We start from the raw sequence: 15,765 nt of genomic DNA, 5'->3' as shown, positions 1-15,765 counted from the left end.
CTGCGAAGTCATATTAAACAAAGAAGGTAATCGTCCAATATGTGTAAATATAGATGGCGTTGCGGACAAAGTCAACGACTTTTACCTTTTAACATTAATCGATATTTCGGAAAGAAAACAAGCCGAACTGGATTTATTGGAAGCCAAAGAAAAAGCCGAAGAAAGCGACTGTTTAAAATCAGCATTTCTGGCAAATATGAGCCACGAAATCCGCACACCCATGAATGGTATTTTGGGATTTGCCAGCCTGTTGAAAGATTTAGATTTGGACAGTGACCAACAGCAAGAGTACATTAAGATTATCGAAGTAAGCGGTTATCGTATGCTTAATATTATCAACAATATCGTGGATATTTCAAAAATTGAATCTGGTCAAATGAATATCTCTCTTTCGACTGTTAGTATTAATAATCAATTGAGAAACTGTTTCAGTTTTTTTGAACCAGAAGCAAAACAAAAAGGAATTGAATTAAGCTTTGTAAAAGGCTTACCGGATAAGGAAGCACTTATAGAAACAGACAATGATAAATTTTATGGCATATTTACCAACCTTATTAAGAATGCTATAAAATATACAAAAGGTGGGAAAATTGAATTTGGGTATGGCATAAACGAGTCCAAATCGGAGCTGGAATTTTATGTGAAAGACACTGGCATTGGTATTCCCAAGAACAGGCAAGTTGCAATCTTTGAACGCTTTATTCAAGCGGATATTGAAGACAAAATGGCTCAACAGGGCGCTGGTTTGGGCTTGGCCATTTCGAGAGCTTATATTGATATGCTTGAGGGTGAATTATGGGTAGAAAGCGAAGTGAATGTTGGTTCAACTTTCTATTTCACTTTACCATACAATAATAATGAAATTTCAGAAATTGTGAGTTATGTTTCCATTAAGGACAAACAAGAACGGGTTAAAAATCTTAAAATATTAATAGTCGAAGATGATGAAGTCTCTAATCAACTACTAAAAATTATGCTTAGTGTTTTTGGGGAAGAAATCATCAGTGTAAAAAATGGGTTGGATGCTGTTGATGCTTGTAAAAATAATTCGGATATAGATTTGGTTTTAATGGATATCCAATTGCCAAAGATGAATGGTTATGAAGCCACAAAACAAATAAGGGAATTTAATAAAGAAGTCATAATTATTGCTCAAACAGGAATTGCTCTTACTGGGGACAGAGAAAAATCAATTACAGCAGGCTGCAATGATTACATTTCAAAACCGATTAGAGATGATGAATTGGAATTTTTAATTCAGAAGCACTTCAATATTTATAAGATTTAAATAATTGAAAATAGATCAGATGGTTTTCTGGGATTAGAAAGTGCCAGGAAGGATGTTGGAATCATGGTTTCTTATTGGATTTATTTGGAATCGATTAAATCTTGGAAAAATAACTTGGATCATTCCATTGCGCTTGAAAAAGGATGTAAGAAGTATCACAAAAGCTTTAATCCTAGAATTGCCAAAGTTGAGAGAGATTATCGGTTTGAATAAAATGTTGATGTAAAAGCTTGACGAAACGATCTTAAGAATTTTAAAACGATTGCACTTAATAGGAACTCAATTTCATCAAACTTATGTTGGAAAGAATCTATTTTTATTGAGAAAGATTTAGAGAAATATTGTTTCTTTGATCTACTGTTTTAAGAGGTCTATTGTGTGGTGAAAATAAATAGAGCTGGAATTAAACACTATTTTAGAAAAGAACTCAAAAAAAAACATTAGACATGAGCAAGCAAATTCTTGTTACCGGAGGAACGGGTTTTATTGGATCGCATACGGTTGTTGAATTACAAAACAACGGTTACGATGTGGTGATTGTGGACAATCTTTCGAACTCAAAGATTGAAGTATTAGAGCAGATCGAAGAAATTACGGGTGTGAAACCCAAATTCGAAGAGTTTGATTTGACCGATAAACAAAAGGTTAACGATTTTTTTCAGAAGTACACAGATTTAGAGGCTATCATTCACTTTGCTGCTTCGAAAGCGGTTGGTGAATCGGTTGAAAAACCTTTGATGTATTATAATAATAACTTGAATACATTAATGAATATCATGTCATGCATGATTGAGTATAAGGTGCCAAATCTTGTGTTCTCATCATCGTGTACGGTTTATGGTCAGCCAGATAAACTTCCTGTAACCGAGAAAACACCTCGTAAAGAAGCAGAATCGCCTTATGGTAATACAAAGAGTATTTGTGAGGATATCATTCGTGATACAATAAAAGCTTACCCGGACTTGAAAGGAATTGCCTTAAGATATTTTAATCCTATTGGAGCTCACATAACAGCTAAGATTGGTGAATTACCTTTAGGTGTCCCCAACAATTTGATTCCTTTTCTGACACAAACGGTGGCGGGTATTCGTCCTGAATTGAGCGTTTTTGGAAATGATTATAATACGCCTGACGGATCGGCTATTCGTGATTATATTCATGTTGTTGATTTGGCTAAGGCTCATGTTGTAGCCATTGAGCGTTTATTGAATAATAAGAACAAAGAGAATTGTGAATATTTCAATGTAGGAACAGGTAATGGCATTTCTGTATTGGAAATCATTGAATCATTTGAAAGAGCAACAGGAGAGAAAGTGCCTCATAAAATAGTCGCTCGCCGTGCAGGTGATATTGAGCAAATTTATGCTGATACGACTTTTGCTAACGAAGAATTGGGTTGGAAATCTCAAAGTACATTGGACGAAACATTGCTTTCGGCCTGGAAATGGCAAAAACATATTGGAGAGTCATAATTGCTTCAAAATAGTTATTCAACGCCCTTCATTTATTTGAAGGGCGTTTTTTGTATAAACAATTCAGCATTGTTATGCTTAATAATGAGAAAATGTTTTTAGATTTATGTAAATTTAATATGATGGATATACTTTGGAACATACTTATAATTGTCTTGCATGTTTATGTGATTATTGATGCTATTGGCAATAGGAACAAAAGGCAGGGTACTTTTCGACTTATTTTAGCATTTATACCTCCTGTGATTGGTCCGATAATATATTTAATGACCAAGCCAAGAGGGAATAGGTTGAATCGTAGAGATTCATTTATGCAGGGGAAAAGACGATTTTCATAATAATTGATATTTAAATAACGAGAAAAATGGAAGAGGGAAAAACGGCTATTGATGAGCTAAAAGAGTTTGCTAAGAAGACCAATCGAGAAATTGATTATAAGGATGAAGCTTATGTCGCCAGTGGGATAAACCCTCGCACTTTGGTTAAGCAGCATGCAATTATTTCTAACTCAATAGAAGATGAGGCCTATTTCGTGAATTATTGTGATATGGCTGCTCTTGGTGATAATGCGATGTATAGCGGTTTGTTCTTTTCAGTTGATTTTCCTGCTTCAACACTTGTTAAAGTGCGTCAGAAGAATATTCTGGATAAAGTGAATCCATTCTTTAAGAATAGCAAATTTACAACACAGTCGAAGAAATTTGACTCTAAAGTTTTTATCGAAGAAAATGATGAAAGGTCATCAGGGAAATTATTTTATAGTCAAGGTCTTCAATCCTTAATTTTAGAAATTTTCAAGTTAGATCCGAGACTTAAATTTTCTGTGAATCATATTGATGTGGGCATTGTTCCTGAACTGAAAAACAAGTCTACTCTCGGAATTTATATCACTGAGCAGTGGTTACTCGACGAGGCTATAATTAGGAAGTTGTACACTTTGGTAGGGAAATTGAAAATGAAGGTTCAGATTGGTCAAGAAATGAGTCATTAGCAATCCCCCCAAAAAAAGAGTGTGATCTCACTTGCCTTTTCTTGGGAATGAATACTTTAAGTCCTATGTCAAAGAAAAAGATAAGTAACTTGATTGTTGACTCGAAGATTGTGGAGAAAAATTATAAAGATGTAGTCGTACGGCTATATCTTTTTTTGTTTACACTATTGATTTTCATAAATTTGATAAACTACTGGTTTAATTTTTAATCCAAGTCAGTTGATACCAAAACTATGAAAGCTTTAGTCCAAACCTTGATCCTATTATTTTTGAGTATGTCACTTTTGGCACAAGACTGTTATACTGAGGCCACTCAGGAAAATATAAAGTCGGATTATTGTCAATTATGGCATGGGAGAACTTTTCAGGGAACTATTGGCGATGACAATCAAAGAATTGAGATTCGTTTTATAGAGATATCTAGAGATTCTGAATCTCATTTCAAGTATCACGTGAAGGGAAAATCGAGAGTTCTGAATAATGTTTGTGATTTCGATGGCTATATGATTGTTAAACAGATCATGATACTCAACGAAGCGAAAAGAGATTGTCATGAACCTGATCTTTCTGGAGGCATTATATATGGTAGTTATCAACTGAATGAGAATCCAGAGCAAAAGCATGTCGGGCGATTTACGGGTAATTTTAAATGCATGTTTGACAAGTCGCCCTATGGTCCTACTTTAAATAATACTTGGTTTGGGCAAGAAGAATTCAACTCCTTTTATGGAAATTGGGCTAATTACGATAAATCAGAACCTAAATATTGTTCTTGGGGATTTCAAATTCCCCTGTCAAAGAATGAAGACTTATTTAAGCACTACGACAAGGAATTCTATTTATTTAATTCCAAGTATCTGGACAAGGGATGGAAAACTTATGTCCTCTCAAACTTGAATACATTTATAAAAGTCCCTAAAAACTATGAAATAGATGAATTGAGATTAGCCGACGATTTTATTGAATATACGTCTGAGGAGATCGACCAAGCAAGCAAAGAAGAAGAAAAGAAGTGGTGGGAGTGATATTCGCTATCTAAATATCAATTAAACTGATATTGTTTTTCGATTTAAGACTTGAGTGATTCAAAAGTGTTTGTCTATCTTTAAAGAAGAGTTATTATATTGATTCTGTTGACTAATTATAAAACACACTTCATGACAAAGAAAATAATATCCCTTGGAGCTAGCAATAGCACGAAATCAATCAATAAAATTTTAGCGCATTATGCATCTGATAAATTGGAAAATGTAGCGTTTTCTCTTTTGGATTTAAATGATTTTGAGATGCCAATTTATAGCGCAGATAGGGAAAATGAATCGGGTATTCCCGAATTGGCGCATAAGTTTAAAGCGCTTATTGAGAATTCTGATGGTATCCTAATCTCTTTTGCAGAGCACAATGGAGCTTATTCAGCAGCTTTTAAAAATATTTACGACTGGGTTTCAAGAATAGAATCTGATGTATGGGGTAATAGACCCATGTTTTTAATGGCGACATCACCAGGAGGCTATGGTGGAAAATCAGTTTTAGCTATGGCTATTGCAAGATACGAGCGTGCCAGTGGAAAGCCTATTTTAAGCTTCTCACTACCGTCCTTTTATGAGAATTTCTCTAATGAGGTGGGCATAAAAGATACGGAATTACTTAATGAATTTCAGACACAACTGAAACGATTTGAAGAAGCATTGTGATGAGTAATCTATCTAAAAAAAAGTGCACGCCTTGTAAAGGGGGAGTTCCGCCACTGGAGGAAAAAGAAATTAATCAATATCTTTCTAAGCTTAATGCTTGGCAAGTTGTTGGACTGCATCATTTGTCGAAAATATTCTCATTCCCTGATTTTAAATCCGCTTTAGCATTTGTTAATCAGATTGGTGAAATCGCCGAAGAAGAGAATCATCATCCCATTATTAATTTCACATGGGGGAAAGTTGAGATCTCAATCTGGACGCATAAAATTAATGGCCTGCATGAGAATGACTTTATTCTGGCTTCTAAGATTGATACAATCATAAATCAAAACACACAAGAATGAAATTAGACTTATATCAGATAGATGCTTTTACCGACCAGGTGTTTGGTGGGAATCCAGCTTGTGTTGTACCATTAACAGAATGGTTAGACGATGATTTATTATTCAAAATTGCCAAAGAGAATGCGGTTCCGGAAACTGCATTTTTCATTGTAAAGGGAGAGAAGGTACATTTGCGTTGGTTTACTCCTGATGTGGAAATGGATTTGTGTGGTCATGCGACACTTGCGAGTGCCTATGTTTTAAAAGAAATATTGAATTACCCTAAGGATGAGATTGTTTTCGCAAGTTTAAGTGGTGATCTAATTGTAAGCGCTGAAGATGGTTTGTTTACGCTGAATTTTCCTTCCAGAATGCCAATTGAATGTGAGTTACCTAAAATCATAAAAGAATCTTTGAATATTCAGCCTAAGCAAGTTTTAAAAGCAAGGGACTATGTCTTGGTTTATGACATGGAGGCTGATGTAAAAAACATCAAGATAGACAGACAGATATTCGATCAAATTAATCTTGATCCTGGTGGCGTAATTGTCACTGCCAAGGGAGATGATTGCGATTTTGTATCCCGATTCTTTACACCTCAAGCTTCCATTTTGGAAGATCCTGTTACAGGTTCGGCTCATTGCTCATTAACGCCATACTGGAGTGAGCAATTAAATATAAAAGCTATGAATGCAAGACAAATCTCTGAACGAGGAGGGAAACTCAAATGTGAAGATAAGGGAGATCGAGTTTTGATTAGTGGAAAAGCAAAACTCTACTCAAAAGGAAACCTTTGGACTTCCTAAAGAATAGACGTTAAAGTGATATTTAATGAGGCTTAGCTTGATGTAAACAAGCTAGGCCTCTTTGGCTAGTGCCCAAAAGTAAAGAGAAGCGACAGAGTTGTGGGGTGAGAAACGTTGTCTGTAAACTTCAAAATCTTTCTTAGATAAAGAATCAAGATTATAAAGATTCATAATTCCATTTCGAATGGCCAAGTCCCCATAGCTTATAATATCTGGTCGAGTTAAAGAGAATATAAGCAGCATTTCAGCTGTCCAAATGCCAATACCATTTAGAGCAGTTAGTTTTACGATAATTTCTTCATTGCTGAGTTCATGTAGCTTGTCGAAGTCTATAACGCCCGATTGAGCAGTTTCTGCTGTACTTCTGATATAGTTGACTTTTCTATTACTCATTCCACAAGCTTGTATCTCTTCGTGACTCACACCAAGGATATTCTCTGCAGTAAGTTCACCAATAAGATTATTTAGCCTTATTTTGACGGTAGCAGCAGCCTTCGTTGATATTTGCTGACTTATGATACTTGAGATTAAGGCTTGAAAAGGATTAAGTATTATACCTCTATTAATCATACCAATACGATCAATGGCAGCAGCGAGTTTTTCGCATTTACTTTTAAGGTAATTGATTTCTTCTTTTCCGTATTTATAGTAGTCCATAATGATATCCTAGATGTCAATTGTTTTTTTATGCTTATTCCAGCTCAGGACTAAGATAATCGTTTCTTTTAAGAGCTTAAAAAGCCTCATAGATGCAATGAACTGCACCCCAAATGTTGTGTCCAACTTTTGGGGTTCACTTCACAATCTTTGAGGCTTCTTATAAATGATTATAATAATTTATTTCAATAATTTCTTATCTCCATTTTCACTTAAGTGATAGAATTTCTCATTTTCAATCAGTAAGGCTTGATTAGGGATAGAGTCATCAGCCAGTGGAATGTTAACATCTATGATTCTGCCATTAAAAGAACCACTTAATACTTCATTCTCTGTGTGTCCAACTACAATTCTTGATACATTCAATTTAGCTAAAACATCATCAAGCTCTGCTTCTGTAATCTTCTTGTACCTTGAACTCTCCATAAAGTAACCTCGGTACCAGAAGGGGCCGAATGATTTCAATATTTGTGTGTAGTCTTCTTCATTCTCTGCATTCGATCCTGCAAGGAAGTATTGTCTCATCAAGTTGTTGACTTGTTTAGGACTAATTCCTGAATCAACTTGCTTTTGAGAGATTCCACCATGTACAAAAAGGACATCATTTATTTTGGTCATTGAATTCTTAGAACGTAACCATTCTCCCAATACCGAATTGGGATGGAAAAGCGCATCATAGTCCAGACCAAGATTATTACACAAGTTTTTATAGTCGCTAGCTATATATCTGTTATCCTTATTAAGCACCATCAACTCATGATTCCCGAAAGTAATGTGAACTTGTCCGCCAGCATTTTCAGCTTCCTGCTCCAAACGATAGATGAACCAAAGGGTTTCAGTCACCTTATTGCCTCTATCAAAAATATCGCCAACAAATACCAAATGACCCTTTCCCCAATTCCATTTTAGTTGTTTATCTATAACACCATGGCTTTGCAGATTATTTACCATTCTATCAAATTGTCCATGGATATCACCTAATACGAAAATGGGTTCCTGAGTTTTGATTTGCCAATCTGGTGTTTGACTCTCTCTTATGGAGTATGAACAGGTATCGCCAGCCCAACCTTTGAATGAGTTTGTTTCTTGATTTAAATACTTACCCGTGAGATAAGTTTTACTTTCAATTGAATCGTGCTTTAAATAGTAGGCATAAAGTCCATCTTCAGTTCGATCAATAAAAGGACCATCACTCATATTTGATAAGCCATTTTTATAAGTAACTGCTCCAGCCTTAAGCAGCAAATCTATTGCTTCGGCATTATTGGATCTAATGGCAAAATTGAGTGCCGTATAACCTTCGACATTTAAAGCATTGATATCGCATTCCTTTTGTAAAAGAGCATCTGTAACTTTAGGTAAGGCTCTTTTTGCTGCCCAATGAATAGGAGTGAGCCCTAAAGTATCTTGAGCATCCAAACCAACTCCTTTTTCGATTAAGTCAAGTGCTGTTGCTGTTTGTCGCTTATTTATTGCCTGAATAAGTTCTATACTGTTCTTATTGGGTGTGCATGATATCAGTGCCAATAGGCATGAAAAGAGGAATCCTTTAATAAAGGTTTTAAGCATGTGTCGTGTTTTTAGTCGTTTATGATCGAGTTGCTATAGTGTATGAAAATCAAGATGTTTAATCAATTCTGTCCTAGTGAATTGGTGCTTCGCCCAAACCAGACTTCATTTATTCATTAAAGTCTATTTTGTTGTATTCATGATTTCCGCTTTGCTCCAATGGTTGGCTTGATCCAAAAAACGAAGCTACCGAACAGAGTGAGATCATGAGAGCCCGAGATTATATTTACGAATAAAAAAGATCAAGGCTGCTTTTTAAATATCTTTCTTATTAGTTCATAAATGTTTATTTTACATGGTATTCATGATTTCCGCTTCGCTCCAATGTGCCTCAAACTTAAGTGCGGCCGGGTGATTTTCGAACATCCCGATCGTTCGGGACAACTTCCCGGTCTTTCTAAGGCTTTCGTGAAACGAAAGACATTTAAAAAAGAGGCCATTTTTTTGATGGCCTAAATAAGTTCACCTTCATCCTGTTATTAGGCTTAAATATATTGCTAGCAACAAATACATAACATGAGTAAAAACATCTAGGGCGCTATTGCTATTAAATCTCTAATTCAATTTTCTAAAAGCGTCATGCAAGGATAATAAATCTATTTCATTTGGACTATTCATCTTAATTATTTGTTGCACTATTTATGATATAAATTGAGTTGATCTAGCATATGTTTTCTTGGAATAGGATCTTAATTATTTGTTGTTCGATGTATATTTTGCCGATAATGTGCTTGTTATGTGATTGTATTTAATTCTTCAATCTTTATACTCAGAAATCCCCTTTTTATCTATATTTGCAGCGCATTTGGTATTTCTATCCTCATAACACAGGATTGAAATGAAAAGGGAATTCGGTGTGAATCCGAGACTATACCCGTAGCTGTAAGTTCTAAAAAAGCTTTTTGAACGACCTATGCCACTGTTCGCCTCAAGCGGATGGGAAGGCCTCAAAAAGTAGAACAAGTCAGAAGACCTGCCTTTGTAATCAATACAAGTCATTGCTTTCGGGAAAAAGAGCAAGTGAACGAAAATAATATCAATACAGATAAGAAGGATTGATCTGCCATAACTGGTCCTTTGTGTCATGTTGTACGATTTTCTTTTAGCTCCCTGTTTGCATTGCATTAGTTAAAATATTTTTCATTTATTAAAATCAAACATGAAAAGAACATTTTTAACGGCTTTTGCATTGCTTTCATTTATGAATTTTGCATCTCAAGCTGATGATAAACCTGTGGTAGATTCCACTTCGGTTCGTCATTTGAATCTAAACGAAGTACAAATTAATGCTTCACGTGTTAACGCAAAACTTAAGGATTTGCCTCAAAAGGTGGATGTGATTACTCAGCGTATGATTAAAGCCTCACCAGCAACAGATGTTGCGGGTTTGTTAAAACGATCATCATCAATTGATATCTTGCAATATCCAGGTGTAGATGCTGGAATTGGGATGCGTGGCTTCTCTGCTGATACAAAAAGTAAATATGCCTTGATTTTAATTGATGGAAAACCAGCTGGGACTGAAAATCTAGCCAGTATCGATTTGAATAATGTTGAGCGTGTTGAAATCTTAAAAGGACCTTTTTCTGCACAATATGGTTCTGATGCCATGGGGGGCGTTGTGAATATTGTAACTCAAACAAGGACAGGCAAATTTGGAGGTTCTGCTTCCTTTGCTTATGGAAGTTTCCAAACTTCAAAAGTGAATTTAAACTTTGGAGGTTCTCTGTCTGAATTGGTTGATTTTGATTTAGCATATGCCTTTCACAAGCAAAATGAAGATTACAAGGTAGGCGAGCATAATCTATACAATAAATCCTATGCCAAAACTATTTTGGATGCTTCGACTTATGGGGCTAGTATGGAAAATTCTCAATTTGAAAAGCACAATGTAAACGCTCGTTTGGGAATTAAGCTTGCAAAAGATTGGAAACTTAACCTCAATAGTAGTTTCTATAAAGCTTTTGATGTTGAAACACCAGGTAATTTTTGGCATACTTATGGTATGGACTCTAAAGACATAGAGCGATATACCGGAGGTCTTGATGTCCTAGGGAAAATAGGCATACATTCAATTCGTTTATCACCTTTCTTTTCAAATGAAAATACTGAAATAATTGATCTTGGAAATGATGGCTACGGAAATCTTGAAAATGTTTATAAGAACTATGGCTTTCAGTTGAATGATGCTTTTCAGATAGGAGAGCATACTTTTGCTTTTGGTATCGATAATAAAACAGATAAATATCTGAGTAAGAATTACACAAAAGAGGGGGTTGGTGAGGCGCCTTATAAACCTGATTATCAAAATCGCAAAACAGGTGTTTTTGGTCAAATTCAATTTAAACTTTTTGATGGTAAATTGGATGCTTCAGTCGGAGGTCGAGGAGATTTTATCAAGTTTGGATTGGAAGCGGATAAATTTTTAGGTAATGCATCAAGTTCTGAAAAGTATGAGATTTTCACTAAAAATATGGGGTTGAAATATCATATCTGTAATCATTTATCGATTCATTCGACTTGGGGAGATGCTTTCTTAGCTCCTGATGCCTTTCAGGTTGCTGGATTTTATACTGTTGCATCCGGTTCTACAACAAAAGGTAATGCCGATTTGAAGGCAGAAAAAAGCAAGACTATTGATTTTGGTTTCAATTTTAAGAACTTCAAAAAAGGAATCAATTTTGATTTAACCTATTTTCAAACAAAGCATAAGAATAAGATAATCAAAGAATATCAAAATCCTGATGGGATTGCTAAGAATGGTGATGAGTTTTATACTTATATCAATGCTCAAAAAGCAGAAATGAATGGTATTGAGATGCTTGCCTCTTATGATTTTGGAGCACTAAGTGATTATGATTATTCACTTCGTTTATATTTGAATTATACGCATATGATTGATGCAAAAGTTGCCTATGAATTAGCTGGTAAGCCTGCTGAAGGGAGTATGAGATATGTGAGAGACAACACTGCATCATTTGGTATTGAGTTTGATAACCTAAAAGGATTCTCTACTTGTTTGAATGGTCGTTATATTGGACATCGTTATGAAGACAATTATATGGTGACTTATCCTGCGCCAACATATGCAAGGGCGCCTATCGTATTCAAAGGTAAAGAGGTTCGTCCTGAACTGATTGATGAGGCTTTGTTACGTCATCCGATTTCTTATGTTTTTGATTATTCGGCTTCGTATACTTTTAAAGAGAAGTATACAGTTGGAATAACAATTTCGAATTTATTAGACGAAAATTATACTGAGAAAGATGGTTACAATATGCCGGGAAGATCGTTAATAGCTAAATTGGCTTATCGATTCTAAAATCTATTAATTCACTTTAAAAGGGATGTTCCAATTGCGGAATATCCCTTTTTTTATGATGAAGAGTTTCTTATGTATTGATTTACAGTATTTTTAGATGTGGATTACAAATAAGAGATTTGGTGGTCTTATTTTGTTTTTTTTTATACATTTGCAGCGTAATTGGTTCTCGTGAATCTGACTTTTGTTGGATAGAGATTAAAAAGGGAATCCGGTGTAAGTCCGGAGCTGTTCCCGTAGCTGTAAGCTCAGAAAAAAGCTTTTTCACCACAATGCCACTGTCCGCTTCATGAAGATGGGAAGGCCGAAAAAGTTGAGTAAGTCAGAAGACCTGCCAATGCAAACTTATTTTTCAAAACATTCGGAGAAAATGTTTGGAAGACGATCGAATTGTTATTTCTGTTGTTCTATCCTAGTGTTTTCTTCTTTATCAATTATAAGATGAAGTTGAAATTTTTATTTGTGCTGTTGGTCTGTGTGATTAGCTCTGTTAGTTGGGGTCAAAGTGTTGGCATTGATACGATTCAGATTAGTTCGGTTGATATTTTGGCACCAAGACTTCAGCACTTTTCTACTACTGAAAAGACAGTGAAAATTGATTCTATTCTTATTCAGCGATATGGAGGAAGTGATTTGTCAAATATGCTTCAGAAGACTGCCTTGGTCAATGTATCATCAAATGGTTCATTGGGAGCTCTTTCAACTGTAGGATTGAGAGGGGCATCTGCGACACACACATCGGTGAATTGGAACGGAATCCCTGTTAATTCTCTTACAACAGGTTCTGCTGACCTATCTTTAATAAATGCTGGTTCTTTTGATAATGTTCAAGTGGTGTATGGTGCTACTGGTACATTATACGGATCAGGAACTTTAGGTGGGGCCATTGAATTATCAAATACGCCAGATTGGAAGAACAAATCTTCTGTAGGATTAATGTCTGAAATAGGCAGCTTCTCAAACTACAAAACCAAGCTTCACGGGAAATATTCTAATAAATGGTTTTCTTATTCAGGTCAAGCGTTTTTTCAGTATGGAAAAAATAACTTTTCATATACAGACAAATATGATTTTGGCTCACCTACTGAACGATTAAATCATAACCAGAACAGAGCTGTTGGGACAATTCAAGACTTGCATTTAAATATTAAAGAAAACTACATCGATTTGGGTGTTTGGTATCAGGTGAAAGAAAAGAATATCGGTGGTTTGATGGGGATAGGTAAACCAGTTAGTTTTCAGAAACAACGCGATTCTTCCTTTAAGGCTTTTGTGGGTTGGAAGAGGTTAATCGGTAAATTTAGATTGGAGGCCAAATCGGCATACTTGTCAGACTATTTGAAGTACACAGATAGAGGAAGTGCAAATAATATAGGGTATAAAATATATTCAGAAATTGAATCAAAACGTTGGCTAAATGATATGAACCTTAGATGGTATTTGTCCGATCAATGGAGTGTTGATGTTAATGGGAGATACAATTGGTTGAAGGGGATTACGAATAATTATAAAAGCAATATTCATGAAAATGAATCGCGAGTAACTCTGGCTGCTAAGTATACCCCTCAAATAGGAATTTTTATTTTCACCTATGGTAAAGAATGGAATTCAGAGGTTAATCCCCCTGAAATGTACTCTTTTAGTTCTTTAGTTCATCTAATCCCTTATATAATAGATTTTCGAGGTAAGGCATCTACGCATTACCGAAGACCAACATTTAATGAACGTTACTGGATTGATTCAGGAAACCTTGATTTGAAATCTGAAAAGGGATGGAATTACGAACTTGGTATGGTCATGCTTGCTCAAAAAGCTTTGTATGGAAGTCTTACTGTAGACCTAAATTTGTATAGGGCTCAAAATGATAATTTAATTGTGTGGAAACCGAGTTCTGGAACATTTTGGAGTCCAGAGAATATAGGGGAATCTGTTATTCAGGGAGTGGATATTGAGGCAACACATTTATTGGATGATATGAATTATAGTATTCGAACATCTTTAAAATATGCCTATAACGATTCATATAATGACGATAAGGAAAGTGAAAAATATAAAGAGACTCTAGCATATCGACCACATCATTTAATCAAGTTTTCTTCAGATTATTTCCGAGACAACTGGGATGTTGGAATCCTATCTACTTTTCGCTCAAAGACCAACACTTGGGAAGGGCAAAAGGTTGATGGAGATGTGCTTGTAGACATAAATGCTGGCTATCGTTTCAATACCAAATTTGCAAAAATTAAGTTGACAGGAAGAGTAGAAAACCTGTTTGATAAATCATATGAACTTGTTAGGTTTTACCCCATGCCTGGCAGAGCTTTTCACTTTGGGGTAAATGTAATTTTTTAATTAATTAGCTATGAAAAAGGTATTAAGTCTTGCATTGGGATTATTGATTGCAGGTTTTTCATTTGTATCATGTTCTGATGATGATAATAATGAAATCCCTAGATTAAAAGGAAATTTTGTATTGAATGAAGGGAATACGAATGGATCAATTAGTTTAATTGATACCGAAGATAAGGTGACACTTAACTACTTTGAGGCTGTTAATGGTATTCCATTGGGAAAATTCCCTCAGTCGATAGCTATGAACGATAAATATGTATTTATTGTTGTAACTACAACTTCGGGTGCTGGTTATGTTGAAGTTGTAACAGCCTCAGATTTTAAACACCATGCTACCATTGGAGGACTTTCTTATCCAAGAGAAATTGCTATTGATGGTAATAAAGCATATTTATCGAATGGTACAGGTGCGACTGGTTCTTATCCAAACTACGTTAAGCAAAATAATGAGATTCATGTTATTGATTTAAACACAATGGCCATTACTTCCGAAATTACTGTTGGAGCAGGTCCGGAAAAATTAATTATCTCAGGAGATGAATTATATGTTGCAAATAGCGGCGGATGGTCGAATGATGATAATACAGTTTCTGTGATTGATCTTGATACTGATAAAGTGATTAAAACCATTACGGTTAAGTCTTGTCCTAAGGATATGGTTAAAGATGCCAATGGTGATGTTTGGGTTTATTGTTCAGGTGTAGCTGATTATTCAAACTGGCCAAATGTTGTTTATGCTGGATCTGGTATTTCTAAAATTGATGGGAATACACATGAAGTAACTTCATTTGCACTTACTACTTTAAGTACAACTGGAATCAAGAACATTGCAATCAGCAAGGATAAAAAGACAATTTATTATATGTCTGATGCTGTTTATGCTATGGATATTACAGCTACTGCCTTACCAACAACAAAATTTATCGATGCAACATTCTACGGAATGGATATAAATCCTACGAATGGTAATCTTTGGATGTGTGAAGCGGTAGATGCAACAACTGCTGGTAAAGTACATGTGTATAATCAGGATGCTGAAAAAGTGAAAGAATTTACAGTTGGAACAATGCCTAATTCAACAACATTTAGCAACTAATTCGCTAAGAAAATCTTTTCAAGATATAAGGGAACTTCCGCTGGGAGTTCCTTTTTTTATGTCTCTTAATGGCTTATTGCTTTATTTTGTTTGAGATAAATAAGAAAGCTTCTATTTTACACATGTTCTCTGTTTTTATCTCTAGTAGTACTTTGTTTATTTGAGACCTTTTAATAATTTCGGAAGGTTTAGATC

The 15,765-nt window shown here is 35.2% G+C and carries 13 protein-coding genes and 2 riboswitches; of the genes, 11 read left to right on the top strand and 2 right to left on the bottom strand.

The window, feature by feature from the left end; all coding sequences use genetic code 11:
* Window positions 1-136 precede the first annotated feature (136 nt).
* The 8 genes from ABY905_RS01810 (at window position 137) to ABY905_RS01775 (ending at window position 6,574) form a co-directional block, all read left to right on the top strand.
* Entirely contained in the window at window positions 137-1,288 is a 1,152-nt protein-coding gene (locus tag ABY905_RS01810; RefSeq protein WP_372639826.1) for an ATP-binding protein, read from the top strand.
* 446 nt (window positions 1,289-1,734) lie between these two features.
* Window positions 1,735-2,760: a UDP-glucose 4-epimerase GalE gene (gene galE / locus ABY905_RS01805; protein WP_372639824.1), complete on the top strand. Its 1,026-nt coding sequence runs from the start codon at window positions 1,735-1,737 to the stop codon at window positions 2,758-2,760.
* A 92-nt stretch (window positions 2,761-2,852) separates the two neighbouring features.
* Window positions 2,853-3,098 (top strand): hypothetical protein, encoded by a 246-nt coding sequence (locus ABY905_RS01800; protein WP_372639822.1) that lies wholly within the window; start codon window positions 2,853-2,855, stop codon window positions 3,096-3,098.
* 26 nt (window positions 3,099-3,124) lie between these two features.
* On the top strand, window positions 3,125-3,751 hold the full coding sequence (locus ABY905_RS01795) for a hypothetical protein (protein WP_372639820.1): 627 nt from the start codon (window positions 3,125-3,127) through the stop codon (window positions 3,749-3,751).
* Window positions 3,752-3,984: 233 nt separating this feature from the next.
* Window positions 3,985-4,776 carry a hypothetical protein gene (locus tag ABY905_RS01790; protein WP_372639818.1) on the top strand — a complete coding sequence of 264 codons (792 nt, stop codon included), beginning with the start codon at window positions 3,985-3,987 and terminating at the stop codon, window positions 4,774-4,776.
* Window positions 4,777-4,908: 132 nt separating this feature from the next.
* A complete protein-coding gene (locus tag ABY905_RS01785; RefSeq protein WP_372639815.1) occupies window positions 4,909-5,445 on the top strand; it encodes an NADPH-dependent FMN reductase in 537 nt (178 codons plus the stop codon).
* Complete coding sequence (locus tag ABY905_RS01780) at window positions 5,445-5,789, top strand: 4a-hydroxytetrahydrobiopterin dehydratase (RefSeq protein WP_372639813.1); 345 nt, start codon at window positions 5,445-5,447, stop codon at window positions 5,787-5,789. The genes ABY905_RS01785 and ABY905_RS01780 overlap by 1 nt, the downstream gene beginning before the upstream one ends.
* Window positions 5,786-6,574: a PhzF family phenazine biosynthesis protein gene (locus ABY905_RS01775; protein WP_372639811.1), complete on the top strand. Its 789-nt coding sequence runs from the start codon at window positions 5,786-5,788 to the stop codon at window positions 6,572-6,574. The genes ABY905_RS01780 and ABY905_RS01775 overlap by 4 nt, the downstream gene beginning before the upstream one ends.
* A gap of 51 nt (window positions 6,575-6,625) precedes the next feature.
* Here the strand turns inward: ABY905_RS01775 and ABY905_RS01770 are convergent, their stop codons facing one another.
* Window positions 6,626-7,231, bottom strand: coding sequence for a DNA-3-methyladenine glycosylase (locus ABY905_RS01770; RefSeq protein WP_372639809.1), 606 nt, complete (start codon window positions 7,229-7,231; stop codon window positions 6,626-6,628).
* Between the two features lie 180 nt (window positions 7,232-7,411).
* Window positions 7,412-8,800, bottom strand: coding sequence for a metallophosphoesterase (locus ABY905_RS01765; protein ID WP_372639807.1), 1,389 nt, complete (start codon window positions 8,798-8,800; stop codon window positions 7,412-7,414).
* Window positions 8,801-9,589: 789 nt separating this feature from the next.
* A riboswitch (cobalamin riboswitch) is annotated at window positions 9,590-9,796 on the top strand.
* A gap of 163 nt (window positions 9,797-9,959) precedes the next feature.
* Here ABY905_RS01765 and ABY905_RS01760 point away from each other — a divergent pair.
* The 3 genes from ABY905_RS01760 to ABY905_RS01750 all read left to right on the top strand — a co-directional run bounded on the left by ABY905_RS01760 (window position 9,960) and on the right by ABY905_RS01750 (window position 15,570).
* Window positions 9,960-12,122: a TonB-dependent receptor plug domain-containing protein gene (locus ABY905_RS01760; protein WP_372639804.1), complete on the top strand. Its 2,163-nt coding sequence runs from the start codon at window positions 9,960-9,962 to the stop codon at window positions 12,120-12,122.
* 146 nt (window positions 12,123-12,268) lie between these two features.
* Window positions 12,269-12,476: riboswitch (cobalamin riboswitch) on the top strand.
* A gap of 87 nt (window positions 12,477-12,563) precedes the next feature.
* Window positions 12,564-14,474, top strand: a complete 1,911-nt coding sequence (locus ABY905_RS01755) for a TonB-dependent receptor plug domain-containing protein (RefSeq protein WP_372639802.1) — start codon at window positions 12,564-12,566, stop codon at window positions 14,472-14,474.
* A gap of 10 nt (window positions 14,475-14,484) precedes the next feature.
* The gene (locus ABY905_RS01750) at window positions 14,485-15,570 is read left to right on the top strand and encodes a DUF5074 domain-containing protein (protein WP_372639800.1); all 1,086 of its coding nucleotides are present in this window, start codon (window positions 14,485-14,487) and stop codon (window positions 15,568-15,570) included.
* The last annotated feature ends 195 nt before the right edge of the window (window positions 15,571-15,765 follow it).

It is taken from the genome of Ancylomarina sp., assembly GCF_041555295.1.
In the GTDB taxonomy this organism is placed as follows: domain Bacteria; phylum Bacteroidota; class Bacteroidia; order Bacteroidales; family Marinifilaceae; genus Ancylomarina.
This window is presented reverse-complemented; position numbering and strand designations above follow the sequence as displayed.

Excerpts from the sequence above, each read along its gene's own strand:
- ABY905_RS01785 (WP_372639815.1), top strand. The coding sequence starts at position 4,909 with ATGACAAAGAAAATAATATCCCTTGGAGCTAGCAATAGCACGAAATCA.
- ABY905_RS01775 (WP_372639811.1), top strand. The coding sequence starts at position 5,786 with ATGAAATTAGACTTATATCAGATAGATGCTTTTACCGACCAGGTGTTT.
- ABY905_RS01790 (WP_372639818.1), top strand. The coding sequence starts at position 3,985 with ATGAAAGCTTTAGTCCAAACCTTGATCCTATTATTTTTGAGTATGTCA.
- ABY905_RS01770 (WP_372639809.1), bottom strand. The coding sequence starts at position 7,231 with ATGGACTACTATAAATACGGAAAAGAAGAAATCAATTACCTTAAAAGT.
- ABY905_RS01760 (WP_372639804.1), top strand. The coding sequence starts at position 9,960 with ATGAAAAGAACATTTTTAACGGCTTTTGCATTGCTTTCATTTATGAAT.
- ABY905_RS01755 (WP_372639802.1), top strand. The coding sequence starts at position 12,564 with ATGAAGTTGAAATTTTTATTTGTGCTGTTGGTCTGTGTGATTAGCTCT.
- ABY905_RS01750 (WP_372639800.1), top strand. The coding sequence starts at position 14,485 with ATGAAAAAGGTATTAAGTCTTGCATTGGGATTATTGATTGCAGGTTTT.
- ABY905_RS01800 (WP_372639822.1), top strand. The coding sequence starts at position 2,853 with ATGTTTTTAGATTTATGTAAATTTAATATGATGGATATACTTTGGAAC.
- ABY905_RS01765 (WP_372639807.1), bottom strand. The coding sequence starts at position 8,800 with ATGCTTAAAACCTTTATTAAAGGATTCCTCTTTTCATGCCTATTGGCA.
- ABY905_RS01795 (WP_372639820.1), top strand. The coding sequence starts at position 3,125 with ATGGAAGAGGGAAAAACGGCTATTGATGAGCTAAAAGAGTTTGCTAAG.
- galE (WP_372639824.1), top strand. The coding sequence starts at position 1,735 with ATGAGCAAGCAAATTCTTGTTACCGGAGGAACGGGTTTTATTGGATCG.
- ABY905_RS01780 (WP_372639813.1), top strand. The coding sequence starts at position 5,445 with ATGAGTAATCTATCTAAAAAAAAGTGCACGCCTTGTAAAGGGGGAGTT.